The organism is Rhodococcus sp. NPDC060086, from assembly GCF_042730275.1.
Classification (GTDB): domain Bacteria; phylum Actinomycetota; class Actinomycetes; order Mycobacteriales; family Mycobacteriaceae; genus Rhodococcus.
Window position 1 is genome coordinate 1 of the sequence record NZ_JBHWWZ010000078.1, and the last position, 17158, is coordinate 17158.

Sequence of the window (17158 nt, forward strand, 5' to 3'; positions counted from 1 at the left end):
ATCACCGTCACACTCGACGGGTCCGCCGGCAACGGCCGCGACGACTCGTACCGCACACGCCCGATCTTCGGCAACCGCACCAGGCCGATACCACCACCCGGCTCGAGAACCGAGAACCCGGCGTTGCGGGTGAAACGAGCAGACTGGCGATGTGTCCGCTTCTTGAAGCGTGGCGCACCGACCTTGCGTCCCTTGCGTTTCCCGGTGCGGGAATCGAAAAAGTTCGCGTACGCGCGATGCAGGTCCGCCAACGACTGCTGCAACGGCACCGACGACACCTCAGCCAGCCACGCCCGTTCGGGAGTCGTTTTCGCGATAGTCAGCGCCGCCGACAACTCACCCTTACTCGGGATCGGCCTGCCCGCCCTGCGGGCAGATTCCCTCGCGGCGAGTGCGTCGTTGAACACGACCCGGCAGCACCCGAACAGTTGAGACAGCGCGTGCTGCTGCTCCCCTGCGGGATAGGCGCGGTAGCGGTATCGCTTGAGCACACCAGCACGATAGCATTTGGCGTCATGACTGATGTTGACCTTGTCCGACGTGGCAGACATGCTCTCTGGGATTGTCATGTACATTTGGTGTTTGTCACAAAATTCCGCCGGGGCGCGTTCACCGGACCGATCCTGGCGGACTGCGAGCAGATCATGCGGAGAGTCTGCGCGGACTTCAGCTGCGAGCTGCGGGAGTTCAACGGCGAGGATGACCATGTGCACCTGCTCGTCGGCTTCCCCGCCACCGTGCAGCTGTCGAAGTTGGTGAATTCACTCAAGGGCGTGTCATCGCGGCACTTGCGGCGCGATCACGCGGAGCACCTTTCCCGGTACCTGTGGGGTGGGCATTTATGGTCCCGTTCCTATTACTGCGGGACTGCGGGCGGCGCGCCGTTGTCGGTGATTGCCGAGTACGTGAAGTCTCAACGTCGCCCTGAGTGACGGTGATTCACCTCCACCGTGAACGATGGAGCACTCTCACCGAGATCGGTAGAAGGAGTTGTTCACGCCCTGGTCGAACGTGAGCCGGGGCAAATCGTCAAGATCACTCAGCGTCACACTCTTTCGCCCTGCAAGAGGGTTCGTGCGGGCGATGAAGATATGCGGCGACGCCAGAAACAGCGGCGTGAAGACCAGCCCTGCTTCGCGAATCAGCTTGTTGATCACGTTTGCGTTGAACCCGTTGCGATAGAGCACACCTAGCTCACTCCGCAGCGTGCGAACATCCTCGATGATGTCCCACGTGCGGGTCTCTCGAAGACTGAACGCGTACTCCGCAGCCTCAGACGCCTTCACCATGCGGGCGAAGGCGTCGACGACGAATGAGTAGTGCTGAGTTGATACGGCCAGGAGCCGGCGCGAGGGCCCGCGGCCAAGATACCGCTGTTCCAGGAGTTCCGATTGCTCGACCACCTGGCGCGCGTAGCCGAGAAATTCCGCCCCGTCTTCGGTGAGCCGCACCCCACGGGTCGAGCGAACGAAGAGCGTACGTCCCACGCGACTTTCGAGGTCCTTCAGCGCGGCCGACAAGGTCGGTTGAGCGATATAAAGCAGGTCCGCAGCCGCACTGATGGATCCTTCGGCGGCCACCTCCACGAAGTACCGCAACTGCTGAAGGGTGATTCCCCGCACCGTTCCCGCGATGTCCCGTGCCATAGCAAAAACCTATCGCACCTGCATACCTCGCCGACGCTACGACCCCGGACGACGACAAACCCGCTCCGACTCAGTCGGAGCGGGTTTCGTGATTGTGGAGCTAAGGGGACTCGAACCCCTGACCCCCACACTGCCAGTGTGGTGCGCTACCAGCTGCGCCATAGCCCCATATTTCGTTTTCTCTACGTCCGGGGGAACCCCTCGCGCTGAAAGAAAAACTACACCATCGATCTCTGAGCCAACAAATCGACTGGTCAGGGCGGTGACGAGCGGCAGCGCCCGTCACCGCCCGGCCGGTCAGCCCGCGAGCTCGGACACCCAGTTGTCGTTGCCGAGCGCATCGATGACGGTTCCGTTCTGGATGACAGCCGGAGTGCCTGCTGCACCCGTCGTGGCGAGCAGCTGCCGACCCGCCTCCGCGGACTCCGCAGCCTGCTCGACGCGAGCCCCGTCGGCGATGCACGACACCGCAGCGTCGGATGCTCCAGCGTCCCGGGCCATCTGCGCGAGCTGCTCGTTGCTGTGATCACCGTCGCCACCCTCTGCCGGCTGGTTGTCAGGTGAGAAGACCGCAGCATGGAAGGCAGAGAACGCACTCGCGTCGCCGGTGTCAGCGACACACTGGTTCGCCGCGACGGCTCGCGTCGAGTAGTCACCGCTGCTCGACAATCGGTCGAGGAACGCCAGGATGTGGTAGCGAACCGCGATTGTGCCCTCGTCGATGGCCTGTGCGAGTTCCTGGCCGTGCTTGTGCTCGAGTTCGGCGCAGTAGGGGCACATCGGATCTTCGAAGACGTCGATGGTGGTGGCAGCGTCCGGCAGACCGAGCAGAATCGTGCCGTCGTCGTCGAGGTTCACCTCCACGGCAGCGTTGCTCACACTGCCGTACCCGTCGTTACGGGGACCGGAGCTATCCGACTGCCACAGCACTCCGCCGATGACGAGCACCGCGATGATGACGACCGCGACACCACCGAGGATGTAGGTGGACTTGTTCGACGTCGGCTCCGGCGTGTATTTGACCGGCTTGACCTTCTTGGCACTCACGAATGCTGTCCTTCGTTGATCGGTGAATTGTCCGGCTTCACTCTGCCACCGGGGTCTGAGTTCGTCCTGAGAGCGGCCCGGGAACGCGGACCGAGCGCAAGGGGTGTGCGCGGGAACACCGTCAACCACACCGAGAGCGCGAGGAACCCGACGTCGCGGGCGATCTCGCGGGCATAGTCACCACCGTCAATTCCTTCCGCTACGCCACCGCCCCCGAAGCATCCGCAGTCGATGGACAACCCTCGAGTCCAGGCCGACACGATCGCGCCGATGAGCACGACCAGCACCACCCCGGACGCCACCGCCGCGGGTCGCACGGCGAGTCCGGCCAGCAACAACAGGCCGAGGACGAGTTCGACCATCGGGAGCACCGCGGCCACGGGTCTCACCAGATCGGCGGGCAGGAGTTGATAGGCGCGGACCGCGACGACGGTCTGCGTCGGATCGGAGAATTTGATCCACCCGGAGATCAGCCAGACCGCAGCGAGACCGAGCCGCGCCGCTGCGGAGACGATGCGAATCCACACGGGTAGACAGTACAGACGAACCGGTCAGCGGTCCGTGCCCCCGGTCACCGGTTTCTCGGGGACCGGTTCGGTGACCGGCACGCCCTGACGCGGAGCCCGTGCCAAGGCCCACGGAATCACCGCCGCAAGCATGATCGCCCCGGTCACAGCGAATGCCACCGAATAGGACCAGCGTTCTGCGATCATGCCCGCGACGATCGGGCCGATGACGGCTCCGATATCTGCGGTCATCTGGAACGTGGCGAGCACCGGACCACCGCGGGCCTTGCTTCCGACCACATCGGCGATCGCGGCCTGCTGGGAGGGGTTGATCAGCCCGGACCCGACGCCTGCGATGAACGACGTGATCAGGAACACTGACAGGTTGTCGGACAACCCCAACGCGATCGTGCTGACTCCGCAGACGACGAGTCCGCCGAGTACGAACGGGCGACGCCCGTATCTGTCGGACCACGCTCCGGACTTGACGAGCACCAATGCGTTGCCCACTGCGAATGCGGTGAGAGCGACGCCGGCAATCCCTTCGCTCTGATTCAGTGCTTCGACGACGAACAGCGGGACCATCGCGACGCGGACGCCGAACACCGCCCAGCCGTTGGCGAAGTTGGAGGCGAGCGCCGCACGGTAGGTCGACGATCCGAGCGCGGTGCGTAGCCGCATCGCTGGGGTACCGTCGCCCGATGCCGGTTGCGCCAAGTGCGACTTGCGCAGGCTGATACCGACCACGGCCGCGGCGACGAGGAGCGCAACGGCGTAGATGAGGAACGGGACCCGCAACCCGAGTCCGACGAGAGCGCCACCGAGGAGCGGTCCACCGATGTTGCCTAGCAGGAAACTCGTGGCATACAGCGCGGACACGCGGCCGCGCGCGTCGGGCGGCGCGATGCGCACGAGCAGCCCCAACGCAGCCACGGTGAACATCGTCGAGCCGATGCCGCCGAGCCCTCGGAAGACCAGGAGCTGCCAGTAGGTCTGTGCGAAGGCACACGCCCCCGTCGACAGGGCGACGATGAGAACACCGGTGATGTAGATGGGCCGCTCGCCCAATTTCTGGACGAGCATTCCGCTGGCGGGAGCAAACGCGAGGCGCATGAAGGCGAACGCGGAGATGACGACTGTGGCAGCGGTGATACCCACATCGAAGCTCCGCGCGAACTGCGGCAATGCGGGAGCGACGAGACCGAAGCCGAGGGCGATGACGAAACTCGCCGCAACGAGCACCCAGATTTCCCGTGGCAGAGCCACGTCACGTGTACGCATATGGGGCAATGTTAGCGACGCGCACGACCAGACCCGGTTCGAGCCCGGCGGGCGCAGCTTCCTCAGCCCAAGACCGACGACACCAGTTCACGCGCCGCGGCCTGCACCTGCGCGAGGTGCTCGGGGCCGTTGAACGACTCGGCATAGATCTTGTACACATCTTCGGTGCCGGAGGGCCGCGCCGCGAACCACGCGTTCTCGGTCGTCACCTTCAGGCCACCGATCGCTGCGCCGTTGCCGGGTGCGGCAGTGAGTGTCGCGGTGATCTTCTCCCCGGCGAGGTCGGTTGCGCTCACCTGCTCGGGCGACAGTTTCGCCAGGATCGCCTTCTGCTCTCGTGTCGCAGGCGCATCGACCCGCGCGTAGGCCGGATTTCCGTATCGGCCGGCGAGTTCGGCGTACCGCTGAGAGGGTGTCGCACCGGTCACCGCGGTGATCTCGGCGGCCAGCAACGCGAGCACGATGCCGTCCTTGTCGGTGGACCACACCGACCCGTCACGACGCAGGAACGAAGCCCCCGCGCTCTCTTCGCCCCCGAATCCGAGACTGCCGTCGAGCAGGCCCGGCACGAACCACTTGAACCCCACCGGTACCTCGAGCAGGTCGCGTCCCAGCCCCGCTGCGACCCGATCGATCATCGACGAACTCACGAGTGTCTTGCCGACCTTGCTGCTCTCGGACCAGCCCGGCCTGTTCTGGAAGAGGTAGTCGATGGCCACCGCGAGGTAGTGGTTGGGATTGAGCAGACCGCCATCGGGCGTGACAATGCCGTGACGGTCCGAGTCCGCGTCGTTTCCGGTCGCGAGGTCGTACTTGTCGCGAGCACCGATGAGCGAGGCCATTGCGTTCGGCGACGAGCAGTCCATCCGGATCTTGCCGTCGGTGTCGAGTGTCATGAATCGCCAGGTGGCGTCGACGAGCGGGTTGACGACAGTGAGGTCCAGACGGTGCCGGTCGGCGATCTCGCCCCAATAATCGACGGAGGCGCCGCCGAGCGGATCGGCCCCGATCCGCAGGCCTGCGGCCCGAATCGCTTCGAGGTCCACGATGTTCGGTAGGTCGTCGACGTAGGTGCCGAGGAAGTCGTAGCGACCGGCCGCGGCCAGTGCGTCCGCTGCCGGAACACGCTTGACTGCCGCGAGGCCCACGGCGAGGAGTTCATTGGCGCGGGCGGCGATGACGGAGGTGGCGTCGGTGTCGGCGGGTCCGCCGTGCGGCGGGTTGTATTTGAACCCTCCGTCGCGGGGCGGGTTGTGCGACGGGGTCACGACGATGCCGTCCGCCGCCGCACCGGCGCCGGAATTGTGGCGCAGGATCGCATGGCTGACCGCAGGGGTCGGTGTGTATCGATCGCGGGAATCGATCACCACTGAGACGTCGTTGGCGATCAGCACCTCGAGCGCGGTCGTCCACGCGGGCTCGGACAGCGCGTGTGTGTCGCGGCCGAGAAACAGCGGACCGGTCGTGCCCTGCGATGCGCGATATTCGACGATGGCCTGGGTGGTGGCGAGGATGTGCTGCTCGTTGAAAGCGCCGTCGAGACTGGATCCGCGGTGCCCGGAGGTTCCGAACGCGACCTGCTGAAATGGGTCCTCGGGGTCGGGTCGGATCGTGTAGTAGGCGGTCACCAGGTGCGCCAGATCCACCAGGTCCTCGGGTGCTGCCTGCAGTCCCGCTCGTTCGTGCGCCATGGGTCCTCCTCGTCGAACGCGTGTGGTGACCATCTTGCCCGCGGCAGGGTGCGTACGCGCGGCATCCTGGGCCGCCCGCGTCGGAACGCGTAGGCGGGCTCGCCGTATGCACCGCGGTGAAGGTAGTCGCACGACGAATCCGTCCGTGAACGTGCATGTAACCGCTGGCCACAGTTGTAACGGTTCGTTTGGGGGTGACGACAAGCTCGCCAAGTGAACTTCGAGATCGGAAACAACTGTGAACCCACCCGCCGGCTGGCATCCCGACCCCTATTTCGACCCGAATATCGAACGATACTGGGACGGGCAGCAGTGGACCGACCACACCCGTCCCGTCGGTAGCAACGACCCGACCACGATGTTCGGCGCCGTCACTCGCCCCGGCGACCCGGAGACCTCGTCCGCAACCAAGCGTCGTCGGTGGCCGTGGATCGCAGGGGCCGCTGCCGTCGGAGTCTTCGGTGTCGCAGCCCTGACCGGCGGAACCCCCGACGAACAGGCCCCCGCAACCACCGCCGTGGCAACGACGTCCGAAGTAGCGCCCACCACGACCACCCCTCGCACGACCACCACCTCCCGCACCACCACAACCACCACATCGCTCGTGCCCGACTCGACCACGACGGTTCCGGCGCTCGCACCGGCAGCACCGCGGACAACGACCACCGCGACGCCGTATGTGGCCCCGGACCCGACCTACACGGCTCCCGCGACAACCGAGCCGACACCCGCATACACGCCGCCACCCGAACCCGCCTACACAGCGCCGCCCGCCTACACAGCGCCGCCCGCGTACACGCCACCACCGGTGGCCGACACTCCCTCCAGCGTGTACTACAAGAACTGCACGGCAGCACGGAATGCGGGAGCCGCTCCGGTACGGATCGGCCAGCCGGGTTACGGCACTCATCTCGATCGCGACGGCGATGGTGTCGGCTGCGAGTGACGCGGTCGACAAGCGCAACTGCCGATCGCGTGCGCATCGGCGGTCCTGCACCTTGGTACCCGGCGACCTCGCGAACACATGAAAATACCCCGGGTGAAAGACCTGATCTGGTCTTTCACCCGGGGTTCCGGTGGAGCTGCCGGGAATCGAACCCGGGTCCTCCGCCGCCTTGCCAAGGCTTCTCCGTGTGCAGTCCGCTATGTCTCTGCTTGGATCTCCCGGTCTCGCGAACAAGCCGTGATGACGATCCCAGTCACTGTTTGATGTCCCATCCGACTCCGCGACCGAGCCGGTAGGTAAAGCCCTCTAGCTGATGCCAGTACCCGACCCGAGGGCGAGATCGGACTGACAGACACGCTTCGCTACTTAGGCAGCGAGAGCGTAGTCGCGCTGATTGGAATCGGCGCTTAATTGGTTGCAGCGACGCTTACGGTGGTCTCTTGCCTGCACCGACACGCTTCCCTTGACTCAACGTACGTAGTCGAAACCGTTCAGCCCCGTACGCGCCTGCGACGTTCGCAGGACTACCCATACTAACGTCGCGCGCATCCGATGTCATTCCCATTTTCGGCGCCGCGCCGATGACGCCGATCACAACGCGGCCGCGTCGGGAGGAACTCAGGTCGCGAGAGTGATCATCACGACGGCAGTGAGCGCAAGCGCCATGCCGGCGTACTGGCCGCGACCGAGCCGCTCGCCCAGCACAACCAGCGCCAGCAACACCGTGGCCGCGGGATAGAGCGCACCGACGACGCTGACCAGCGAGAGCATCCCACCCTGGAATGCGAAGAGCATGGCGGCATTGGCCACGACATCGAGCAGCGCAACGGCCACGACATGCGGATACAGCATCCGCGGCGGACCCGAGAACTGCCGCATCGCCACCGCCGCACCCCACACGACCGCACTCGCTGCCAGACGCTGGATCACCAGCGGCCAGAGACCGGTGCCGTCGGGCACCTGGTCGAGCGAGATGAACGTGAGGGCGAACGCGACACCACCTGCCACGGTGAGCCCCGCGACACGAAGAGTGAAGATCGGATGATCGTCACCACCGACGGTCTCCTGCGACTCACGGCTGACGAACACGACCGCGACGAGGGCGACGACGATTCCGACGACCGCGAGCGGCCCCGGCCGCTCCCCCGCGGCGAGGCCCGCGAGCGCCGGGATGCCTGCCACCAGCAGCGCGGTCACCGGGGACACCACAGACATCGGGCCGGACGCGAGGGCGCGGTAGAACCGCCAGACCGCGAAGCCCCCGAACAGGCCGGAAGCGGCACCCCAGACGAGGGATTCCGCTGTGACGTCGCCGCCCGCGAAGGGTGCGACCGCCAGAGCCATCACCAGCGACAGCGGATACGACGCCACGACGAACGCCAGCGCCGTGGCACGCCGCGAGGCGACACCACCGAGAAAGTCACTGATCCCGTAGCCGACTGCGGCCACGAGAGCCAAGAGGACCGCGGTCAGCGCATTCCCTTCACGCGCCTGCCGAGCTCGCGGGTCACCTCGCGTTCTGCAGTACGGCGAGCGAGGTCCTGTCGCTTGTCGTAGTCCTGTTTACCCCGCGCGAGCGCCAACTCGACCTTGACCTTGCCGTCGGAGAAGTACATCGACAGCGGGACCAACGTCTGGTTTCCCTCACGGGTCTTGCCGACGAGCGCGTCGATCTCGCGTCGGTGCATCAGCAACTTGCGGGTCCGGCGCGGCGCATGGTTGGTCCAGGTGCCGTGCCCGTACTCCGGGATGTGCAATCCGCGCAGCCACACCTCGCCGTCGTCGACCGTCGCGAACGCGTCGACGAGTGACGCCTTACCTTCCCGTAGAGCCTTCACCTCGGTGCCGACGAGCGCGATACCCGCCTCGTACGTGTCGATGATGGCGTAGTTGTGCCGCGCCTTACGGTTCGTGGCGATGACCTTCCGGCCCTTTTCCTTCACGTGCAGGCCTTTCAGGTTTCACGATCGGTCGAAGAAGAACACAGTCCAGCATAGGAACCCGCACAACTCGTTATTCACGCACGTACATGCGCAACGTCGCGTACGCCGTGATCGCAGCCATACCCACGCCGACGAGGACGAGGAACGGCGATACGAGCAGGATGTCGCTGTCGGTGATTCTCGCCACGATGTTCGCGCCGTAGACCTCGGAGAGCATGTCGTCGATGAACAGCGACTTGGCGGCGAACAGCCCGCCGATCGCGAGCGCAGCACCGATGATCGCGGCGACGACGGCTTCGACGAGGAACGGCAGCTGGGTGTACCAGCGGGTTGCGCCGACGAGACGCATGATGCCGACCTCGGTGCGGCGGGTGAACGCGGCGATCTGCACGGTGTTGGCGATCAGCAGGATCGCTGCGATGGCCTGGATGGTCGCGATCGCGAACGCGGCGTTGCGGATACCGCCGAGAACGCCGAACAGACGCTCGACGAGATCCTGCTGGTTGAGGACGCTGTCCACACCGGGCCGCTCTGCAAAATCGGTCTGGATGATCTCGAAACTCGACGGATCCGACATCTTCACCTTGAACGACGCGGGGAAGCTCTCGGGGCTGACCAACGCGGCCAGTTCCGGCTGATCGGCGAAGACGCGGTCGGTCGCGTCGGCCACGGCGTCGTCGCGGCTGAGGTACTGGACCGACACCACATCGTCGGTGTTCTCCAGGTCTGTGCGCAGGGTGCTGCAGATGTCCTGCTCACATTCCGGGTCGAGCGACGAGATGTCCTCGGTGAGGAACACCTGTATCTCCACACGGTCGAGGAAGATCTTCTGCGTCTTGCCTGCCATCTGGACGACCAGCAGGCCCGCACCGAACAGGGCAAGCGAGATCGCGGTGGTGAGGATCATCGCGACGGTCATGGTGAGGTTGCGGCGCAGGCCGGTGGTGACCTCGCTGAACAGGAAGCTGGCGCGCATGGGGTGTGTAGGTCCTTCGGTTTGCCGGATGGACGGGTCTCGGAACGGTCGACTGGGTTACCGACCCACGCCGTACACACCGCGGGCTTCGTCGCGGACCACGCGGCCCAGATCGAGCTCGACGACCCGACGTCGCATCGCGTCGACGATGTGATGATCGTGGGTGGCCATGAGCACGGTGGTGCCGGTGCGGTTGATACGTTCGAGAAGCAGCATGATGTCCTGGCTGGTCTCGGGGTCGAGGTTGCCGGTGGGCTCGTCCGCCAGCAGCACCAGCGGCCGGTTCACGAACGCCCGCGCGATCGCGACACGCTGCTGCTCGCCACCCGACAATTCGGTGGGCAGGCGTCCTGCCTTGCCGGACAATCCGACGAGTTCGAGAACCTCGGGCACCGTCCGTTCGATCACGGAGCGGGGCTTACCGATGACCTCGAGCGCGAAGGAGATGTTCTCGGCTACGGTCTTGCGTTGCAGCAGCCGGAAGTCCTGGAAGACGCAGCCGAGGTTCTGGCGCAGTTTCGGCACGCGTCGCGCCGACAGCTTGTTGACGTGAAAATCTGCGACGTGGATCTCACCGCTGGTGGGTGCCTCCTCCCGCAACAGGAGCCGCATGAACGTCGATTTGCCGGAACCCGACGGTCCGATGAGGAAGACGAACTCGCCTTTGCCCACATCGACGGACACACCGTCCAGGGCGGGCCGGGTCGACGTCTTGTAGGACTTGGACACATTTTCCAGGCGGATCACGACGCCATGCTAGCCGTTATCCGAAAGTGACCTACTGTCCCGGTTCACCGGTCGGTTCGGTGCCCGATTCGCCGTCGAATCCCGGGAGTCCCGGGATCAGCGGCAATCGGAAGGGATTCGCGTCGGTCGTGGTCGCGGTGGGTGGCTGCGTACCGGTCGCCGGAGCGGGCGTGTCGCCCGGTGCCTCAGGTGTCTCGCCCGGTGTCGTCGTGACGGTAGGCGATTCTGTCGATGGCATCTCGGTCGTGGTGGTCGGATACCACTGCTCGGTCGTCTGCGCGGGTGGTGTGAACGGCACGTAGGGCGTCTCGGAGATGATGACGGCCTGCTGCGGTACGTCGACCTGGTCTGCCTGATCGACCGGCTGGTTGAGGGTCAGGTACAACACCCACAGCCCGGCCCACAGAAAACACATTGCGAGGGTCGCGGTACGAACCCGTCCGCCGAACAACCGTGACGGAATGCGGACAGGGCGACGTTGCCGCTCGTCGGTCACGGCGTCTCCGATCGTTCGACGATACTGGCGGTATCCAGTTGCGGCGTCACGGTGATGCCCTGCGCGCGGAGCGCCCCGGCGATGCGCGCGCGCAGCAGCCGGCCGACCTGGAACTGTTTGCCCGGCAGGGTCCGCGCGACGATGCGCACACTGACCTGATCGACTTCGAGGCTCTCCACACCCATGACGCTCGGCTCGTCGAGAAGCAACTCTCGCACGCGCTCCTCCTTGTAGGCGGCAACCCCGACCTCCCGCAGAATCTCGTTGACCGCGGAGATGTCGGCACTGACCGGGACCGGCACGTCGACAACGGCGCGTGCCCAGTCCTTCGACAGGTTGATGGCCTTGTTGATCTGCCCGTTGGGCACGGTGATCACCTCACCCGCGGCGCTGCGTACCCGGGTGACGCGCAACGTCACGTCCTCGACGGTGCCGACAGCGTCCTCGGATGATCCTGTGACCGAAATCTGCACCGTGTCGCCGAAACCGTACTGACGTTCGGTGATGATGAAGAAGCCGGCGAGGATGTCCTGCACGACGCGCTGGGCTCCGAAACCCACGGCGGCGCCCACCACCGTCGCGGGCGCCACGAGACTGCCGATGGGCAGCGCGAGATAGTCGAAGACCTTGAGCGTGGCGATGATGTACACGAACGAGATCGCGATCCATGTCACGACCTGTGCCACAGAGTGCCGATGCTTCGTCGCTTCCGATCGCACGAGATCGTCGGATCGGGTGTAGCGGTCGTCGATCTTGCGGGTGATCCGGCCGCCGACCCACGCCACGAACCGCGCGATCAGCACCGCGCCCAACACTGTCAGCGCGATCAGCAGACCGCTCGACGACAGCCAGTCCCACATCATGTCCGAGGGAAACAGTGCTCTTCCTCTCCGAGAAGAACGACGTCGATCACAACATCTCCGCGAAGCGCAAGACTACCGGTTCTGATCTTCACCCATTCGCCAGCGGATGCCGGCTTCGAGGAAGCCGTCGATGTCGCCGTCGAGGACGCCGGACGGGTTGTTGACCTCGAACTCGGTGCGCAGGTCCTTGACCATCTGGTACGGGTGCAGCACGTAGGAACGCATCTGGTTGCCCCAGGAGCTGCCGCCGTCGCCCTTGAGCGCATCCATCTCGGCGCGCTCTTCCTGACGCTTGCGCTCGAGAAGCTTCGCCTGGAGGACGCGCATCGCGGACACCTTGTTCTGCAGCTGCGACTTCTCGTTCTGGCAGGTGACGACGATGCCTGTGGGGACGTGGGTGAGGCGCACCGCGGAGTCGGTGGTGTTGACCGACTGTCCGCCCGGCCCGGACGACCGGTAGACATCGACGCGGACGTCGTTCTCGTCGATGTCGATGTGGTCGGTGGTCTCGACCACCGGCAGGACCTCGACCTCGGCGAACGAGGTCTGACGTCGGCCCTGGTTGTCGAAGGGGCTGATGCGGACGAGCCGGTGGGTGCCCATCTCGACCGACAACGTGCCGTACGTGTACGGCGCCTTGATCGCGAAGGTCGCCGACTTGATACCGGCCTCTTCGGCGTAGGAGGTGTCGTAGACCTCGACGCCGTAGCCGTGCTTGTCTGCCCAGCGGATGTACATACGCATGAGCATCTCGGCCCAGTCCGCGGCGTCGATACCACCGGCACCGGCGCGAATGTTGACGAGGGCGTCGCGCTGGTCGTACTCGCCCGACAGCAGCGTGCGCACTTCCATGGCCTCGATATCGACGCGCAAGGTCTCACGCTCGGAATCGGCGTCGGCCAGCGCGGATGCCATGGCATCGCCCTCTTCGCCTTCGGCGAGCTCGTAGAGCACGGGCAGATCGTCGAGGCGCTGCCGCAATTCCTCGACGCGGCGCAGCTCACTCTGGGCATGCGAGAGCTGGCTCGTGACCTGCTGGGCGTGTTCCTGGTCGTTCCACAGGTCTGGATCCGCCGCCTGATGTTCGAGCTCGTCGATACGGCGGCGCAGTTCCTCCACATCGAGAACCGACTCCACCGTCCGGAGGGTCGTCGCGAGCTCGGCCAGGTCTGCGGAAACATCGGGATGCACGGTTCTCTAGGCTACCGGCTAGCGGCTAGCGTCTGACGCATGGCCACCGACTACACCGCCGATCTCGACCTCGCACTGCGTCTTGCCGACGCCGCCGACGCACTCACCCGCGACCGTTTCGGAGCGCTGGATCTGAGGGTCGACGACAAACCCGACCTGACACCGGTGTCCGACGCCGATCTCGCGGTGGAGCGTCTGATCCGGGGCACACTTGCCGCTGAACGACCCGGCGACGCGATTCTGGGCGAGGAATTCGGGGGCGAACCGGTCTTCGAAGGCCGGCAGTGGGTGGTCGATCCCATCGACGGCACCAAGAACTTCGTGCGGGGTGTGCCCGTGTGGGCGAGCCTGATCTCGCTTCTCGTCGACGGGGTGCCGGTCGTGGGCGTGGTCAGCGCACCGGCGCTGAGCCGCCGGTGGTGGGCCTGCGCGGGCTTCGGCGCGTGGACGTCGCACGACGGTGGCGACCCACGCCTCATCACGGTGTCCGATGTGCGTTCACTGGGGTCGGCGTCGCTGAGCTTCTCGAGCCTGTCGGGATGGAAGGACCGCAATATCCGCGATCGGTTCGTCGACCTGACGGACGATGTGTGGCGCGTGCGCGCGTACGGCGACTTCTTCTCCTACTGCCTCCTTGCGGAGGGCGCACTCGAGATCGCGCTCGAACCCGAGGTGTCACTGTGGGATCTGGCAGCGCTCGACGTGCTCGTCCGCGAGGCCGGTGGTGCGTTCACGAATCTCGACGGCACTGCGGGACCGCACGGCGGTAGCGCTGTCGCGACGAACGGCCCGCTCCAGGACGAAGTGCTCTCGCGGCTGAATTCCTGACGCCCATCCCCCACCGCCCGCGCCGCAATTCACGTGCTGCGCGGGCAGTATCGCCATGCCCGACCCGCCCGGATCTTACTAGAGAGTAGACGCCGACCTTACTCCAGAGTAAGGTCGGCTCTCGTCCGCTCCGATACAAGAAACTTCTGGTGATCATGAGCAAGCAAGACAGTGTGGCCCGGAACACCCCACGCGACACGTCCGCCGTCGGCCTCAACCCGATCAAGCGGGACGCGATGGGAGCAGCGATGCGCGTCCTCTCGCGAATCACCGGCTCGGAACTTGCCGACCGTTACAACTTCCGGCAGGCGATCGACCGGGTGACGTACGAGTCCACCAAGACCGGCTTCAAGACCCTCGGTGCTGCGACCCGCACGTTCAAGAAGGTGTCCGGCGGAAACGGCCCCGAGCGTCTCGCTACGACGAAGAACGCCGACTACTTCGACCTCACCCCCACCGACGATCAGCAGATGATCGCGGAGACGGTGCGCGAGTTCGCCGCCGAGATCCTCCGTCCGGCCGCACACGACGCCGACGCGGCCGCAGCAGCACCCGCCGATCTGCTTGCACGCGCCGCGGAACTCGGCATCACGCTCGTCAACGTCCCCGAGGCATTCGACGGTGCCGCAGCCGAACGCGGGGTCGTCACCAACAGTCTCGTTGCCGAGGCCCTCGCACACGGCGACATGGGCCTGGCGCTGCCGATCCTCGCGCCGAGCGGCGTCGCGGTGGCGCTGACCGAGTGGGGCACCGACGAGCAGCAGAAGACCTACCTGCCCGCGTTCGCCGGCGAGGACGTTCCGCAGGCCTCCGTCGTCATCGCCGAGCCCCGCGCCCTGTTCGATCCGTTCGCGCTACGCACGAAGGCGGTGCGGTCCCCGAGCGGGTACCGACTCAACGGGGTCAAGGCCCTCGTCCCGGCGGCCGGTAGCGCCGAACTGTTCATCGTGGCAGCGGAACTCGACGGCAAACCGTCGTTCTTCATCGTCGAAGCGAAGAGCAAGGGCATCGTCGTGGAAGCCGACCCCAGCATGGGCCTGCGTGCCGCCGGACTCGGCCGCCTCCTTCTCGAGGATGTCGCAGTACCGCAGTCGGCCCTCCTCGGCGACGAGAACCCGGACATTCGCGCGGAGCAGTACGCCGACGCGGTGCGCTTGTCGCGCCTCGGCTGGGCGTCGCTCGCCGTCGGCACCGGCCAGGCCGTCCTCGACTACGTCGTGCCGTACGTGAACGACCGCGAGGCATTCGGTGAGCCGATCAGCCACCGCCAGGCGGTCGCATTCATGGTGGCGAACATCAAGATCGAGCTCGATGGGCTCCGCCTCGTCACCCTCCGCGGTGCCGCGCGGGCCGAGCAGGGCCTCTCGTTCGCCCGCGAAGCCGCGCTCGCCCGCAAGCTTGCGACGGACAAGGGGATGCAGATCGGCCTCGACGGCGTCCAGCTGCTCGGTGGCCACGGCTTCACCAAGGAACATCCCGTCGAGCGTTGGTACCGCGACCTGCGCGCCATCGGCGTCGCCGAGGGCGTCGTCCTCGTCTGAGCGGCCCGGACCCACACAAGGAACCTGTGATGATCAATCTCGAACTTCCCAAGAAGCTCAAGGCTTCTGCGAATCAGGCCCACCAGGTCGCCGCTCAGATCTTCCGGCCCGTCTCCCGCAGGTACGACCTCGCGGAACACGAGTACCCGGTCGAGCTGGACACGATGGCGGCAATGGTCGAGGCGCTCAACGATTCCGGCCAGGGCGCCGCAGGCGCAACGCTCGGCCGCGAGGGTAAAGCCAAGGAGTCGAGCGGCAGCAATGCCAACGGCGGAAACATGGCCGGCCTCCTCAATGTCATCGAAACATGCTGGGGCGACGTCGGATTGACGCTGTCCATCCCGTATCAGGGCCTCGGCAACTCCGCCATCGCCGCGGTCGCGACCGATGAACAGCTCGAACGCTTCGGCAAGGTGTGGGCCTCGATGGCCATCACCGAGCCCAGCTTCGGATCCGATTCTGCCGCCGTGACCACCACCGCCGTCCTCGACGGCGACGAGTGGGTCCTCAACGGCGAGAAGATCTTCGTCACCTCCGGTGAGCGTTCTTCGCATGTCGTCGTCTGGGCCTCGGTCGACAAGTCGAAGGGCCGTGCCGCGATCAAGTCGTTCGTCGTGCCACGCGACGCTCCCGGACTGAGCGTCGCCCGGCTCGAGCACAAGCTCGGCATCAAGGCGTCCGACACTGCGGTGCTGCTGCTGCAGGACTGCCGCATCCCCAAGGACAACATCCTCGGATCGCCCGAGGTCAACGTCGAGCAGGGGTTCGCCGGGGTCATGCAGACCTTCGACAACACCCGCCCGATCGTTGCGGGCATGGCGATCGGCCTCGGCCGTGCCGCACTCGAAGAACTGCGCAGCATCCTGTCCGAGGCAGGCGTCGAGGTCAGCTACGACGTTCCGGCGAACAACCAACACGCGGCCGCCGCCGAATTCCTTGCTCTCGAAGCAGATTGGGAGGCCGCCTACCTGCTCGCGCTGCGGGCGACGTGGATGGCCGACAACAAGAAGCCCAATTCGCTCGAGGCGTCCATCTCCAAGGCGAAAGCCGGCCGCACCGGCACCGCGGTCTCGCTCAAGGCCGTCGAACTCGCGGGCACCTACGGCTATTCGGAGCGGCCGCTGCTCGAGAAATGGGCGCGCGACAGCAAGATCCTCGACATCTTCGAGGGCACGCAGCAGATCCAGCAGCTGATCGTGGCACGTCGCGTGCTCGGCAAGTCGTCCTCCGAACTCAAGTAGCAGAGCAGTTCGGGCCCTACCCGGGGCAGGAAAGCCCTCGCCACACTCCTCCGTGGCGAGGGCTTCGACCTGGGATGAGCAGGAGGGTTGAACGACAAAAGCGAAGGCCGGTCTTCCGAATTCGGAAGACCGGCCGTCGCGTTGGTAGCGGGGACAGGATTTGAACCAGCGACCTCAGGGTTATTAGCCCAGCGAGCTACCGAGCTGCTCCACCC

At 65.7% G+C, this 17158-nt stretch carries 17 protein-coding genes, 1 tRNA gene, 1 other RNA gene and 1 pseudogene; 5 read left to right on the top strand and 15 right to left on the bottom strand.

Annotated features, from left to right (window positions below; genetic code table 11):
- The coding region (locus ACFWB0_RS24635; protein WP_378493023.1) for an RNA-guided endonuclease InsQ/TnpB family protein at positions 1–551 on the bottom strand (551 nt) is incomplete at its 3' end.
- Between ACFWB0_RS24635 and tnpA the strand changes: the two genes are divergently transcribed.
- Entirely contained in the window at positions 516–932 is a 417-nt protein-coding gene (gene tnpA / locus ACFWB0_RS24640) for an IS200/IS605 family transposase (RefSeq protein WP_378493024.1), read from the top strand. The genes ACFWB0_RS24635 and tnpA overlap by 36 nt on opposite strands.
- A 48-nt stretch (positions 933–980) precedes the next feature.
- Here the strand turns inward: tnpA and ACFWB0_RS24645 are convergent.
- From ACFWB0_RS24645 to pgm, 6 genes and pseudogenes are all read right to left on the bottom strand, one after another.
- A pseudogene (locus ACFWB0_RS24645) lies at positions 981–1646 on the bottom strand (LysR family transcriptional regulator); the annotation flags it as partial.
- A 95-nt stretch (positions 1647–1741) separates the two neighbouring features.
- Positions 1742–1814, bottom strand: a tRNA-Ala gene (locus tag ACFWB0_RS24650).
- Between the two features lie 129 nt (positions 1815–1943).
- A complete protein-coding gene (locus ACFWB0_RS24655; protein WP_378493025.1) occupies positions 1944–2693 on the bottom strand; it encodes a DsbA family protein in 750 nt (249 codons plus the stop codon).
- Positions 2690–3220: a MauE/DoxX family redox-associated membrane protein gene (locus ACFWB0_RS24660; protein WP_378493026.1), complete on the bottom strand. Its 531-nt coding sequence runs from the start codon at positions 3218–3220 to the stop codon at positions 2690–2692. The genes ACFWB0_RS24655 and ACFWB0_RS24660 overlap by 4 nt, the downstream gene beginning before the upstream one ends.
- Positions 3221–3244: 24 nt before the next feature.
- On the bottom strand, positions 3245–4480 hold the full coding sequence (locus tag ACFWB0_RS24665) for an MFS transporter (RefSeq protein WP_378493027.1): 1236 nt from the start codon (positions 4478–4480) through the stop codon (positions 3245–3247).
- Positions 4481–4542: 62 nt separating this feature from the next.
- Positions 4543–6171 (bottom strand): phosphoglucomutase (alpha-D-glucose-1,6-bisphosphate-dependent), encoded by a 1629-nt coding sequence (pgm, locus tag ACFWB0_RS24670; protein ID WP_378493028.1) that lies wholly within the window; start codon positions 6169–6171, stop codon positions 4543–4545.
- Positions 6172–6409: 238 nt separating this feature from the next.
- Between pgm and ACFWB0_RS24675 the strand changes: the two genes are divergently transcribed.
- The gene (locus ACFWB0_RS24675; protein WP_378493029.1) at positions 6410–7117 is read left to right on the top strand and encodes an excalibur calcium-binding domain-containing protein; all 708 of its coding nucleotides are present in this window, start codon (positions 6410–6412) and stop codon (positions 7115–7117) included.
- Between the two features lie 128 nt (positions 7118–7245).
- Here the strand turns inward: ACFWB0_RS24675 and ssrA are convergent.
- The 8 genes from ssrA to prfB all read right to left on the bottom strand — a co-directional run bounded on the left by ssrA (position 7246) and on the right by prfB (position 13333).
- Positions 7246–7616: a transfer-messenger RNA gene (gene ssrA / locus ACFWB0_RS24680) on the bottom strand.
- Positions 7617–7735: 119 nt separating this feature from the next.
- Entirely contained in the window at positions 7736–8590 is an 855-nt protein-coding gene (locus ACFWB0_RS24685; protein WP_378493039.1) for an EamA family transporter, read from the bottom strand.
- Entirely contained in the window at positions 8587–9060 is a 474-nt protein-coding gene (gene smpB, locus ACFWB0_RS24690) for an SsrA-binding protein SmpB (RefSeq protein WP_378493030.1), read from the bottom strand. The genes ACFWB0_RS24685 and smpB overlap by 4 nt, the downstream gene beginning before the upstream one ends.
- Positions 9061–9130: 70 nt before the next feature.
- On the bottom strand, positions 9131–10036 hold the full coding sequence (ftsX, locus tag ACFWB0_RS24695; RefSeq protein ID WP_378493031.1) for a permease-like cell division protein FtsX: 906 nt from the start codon (positions 10034–10036) through the stop codon (positions 9131–9133).
- A 57-nt stretch (positions 10037–10093) separates the two neighbouring features.
- A complete protein-coding gene (gene ftsE / locus ACFWB0_RS24700; protein ID WP_378493032.1) occupies positions 10094–10783 on the bottom strand; it encodes a cell division ATP-binding protein FtsE in 690 nt (229 codons plus the stop codon).
- Positions 10784–10814: 31 nt separating this feature from the next.
- A complete protein-coding gene (locus ACFWB0_RS24705) occupies positions 10815–11279 on the bottom strand; it encodes a hypothetical protein (RefSeq protein ID WP_378493033.1) in 465 nt (154 codons plus the stop codon).
- Positions 11276–12142: a mechanosensitive ion channel family protein gene (locus ACFWB0_RS24710; RefSeq protein ID WP_378493034.1), complete on the bottom strand. Its 867-nt coding sequence runs from the start codon at positions 12140–12142 to the stop codon at positions 11276–11278. The genes ACFWB0_RS24705 and ACFWB0_RS24710 overlap by 4 nt, the downstream gene beginning before the upstream one ends.
- Before the next feature lie 72 nt (positions 12143–12214).
- Positions 12215–13333, bottom strand: coding sequence for a peptide chain release factor 2 (prfB, locus tag ACFWB0_RS24715; RefSeq protein WP_378493035.1), 1119 nt, complete (start codon positions 13331–13333; stop codon positions 12215–12217).
- A 39-nt stretch (positions 13334–13372) separates the two neighbouring features.
- Here prfB and ACFWB0_RS24720 point away from each other — a divergent pair, with 39 nt between their 5' ends.
- The 3 genes from ACFWB0_RS24720 to ACFWB0_RS24730 all read left to right on the top strand — a co-directional run bounded on the left by ACFWB0_RS24720 (position 13373) and on the right by ACFWB0_RS24730 (position 16943).
- On the top strand, positions 13373–14161 hold the full coding sequence (locus ACFWB0_RS24720) for an inositol monophosphatase family protein (RefSeq protein WP_378493036.1): 789 nt from the start codon (positions 13373–13375) through the stop codon (positions 14159–14161).
- 149 nt (positions 14162–14310) lie between these two features.
- A complete protein-coding gene (locus ACFWB0_RS24725) occupies positions 14311–15702 on the top strand; it encodes an acyl-CoA dehydrogenase family protein (RefSeq protein ID WP_378493037.1) in 1392 nt (463 codons plus the stop codon).
- Positions 15703–15731: 29 nt separating this feature from the next.
- Positions 15732–16943: an acyl-CoA dehydrogenase family protein gene (locus tag ACFWB0_RS24730; protein WP_378493038.1), complete on the top strand. Its 1212-nt coding sequence runs from the start codon at positions 15732–15734 to the stop codon at positions 16941–16943.
- The last annotated feature ends 215 nt before the right edge of the window (positions 16944–17158 follow it).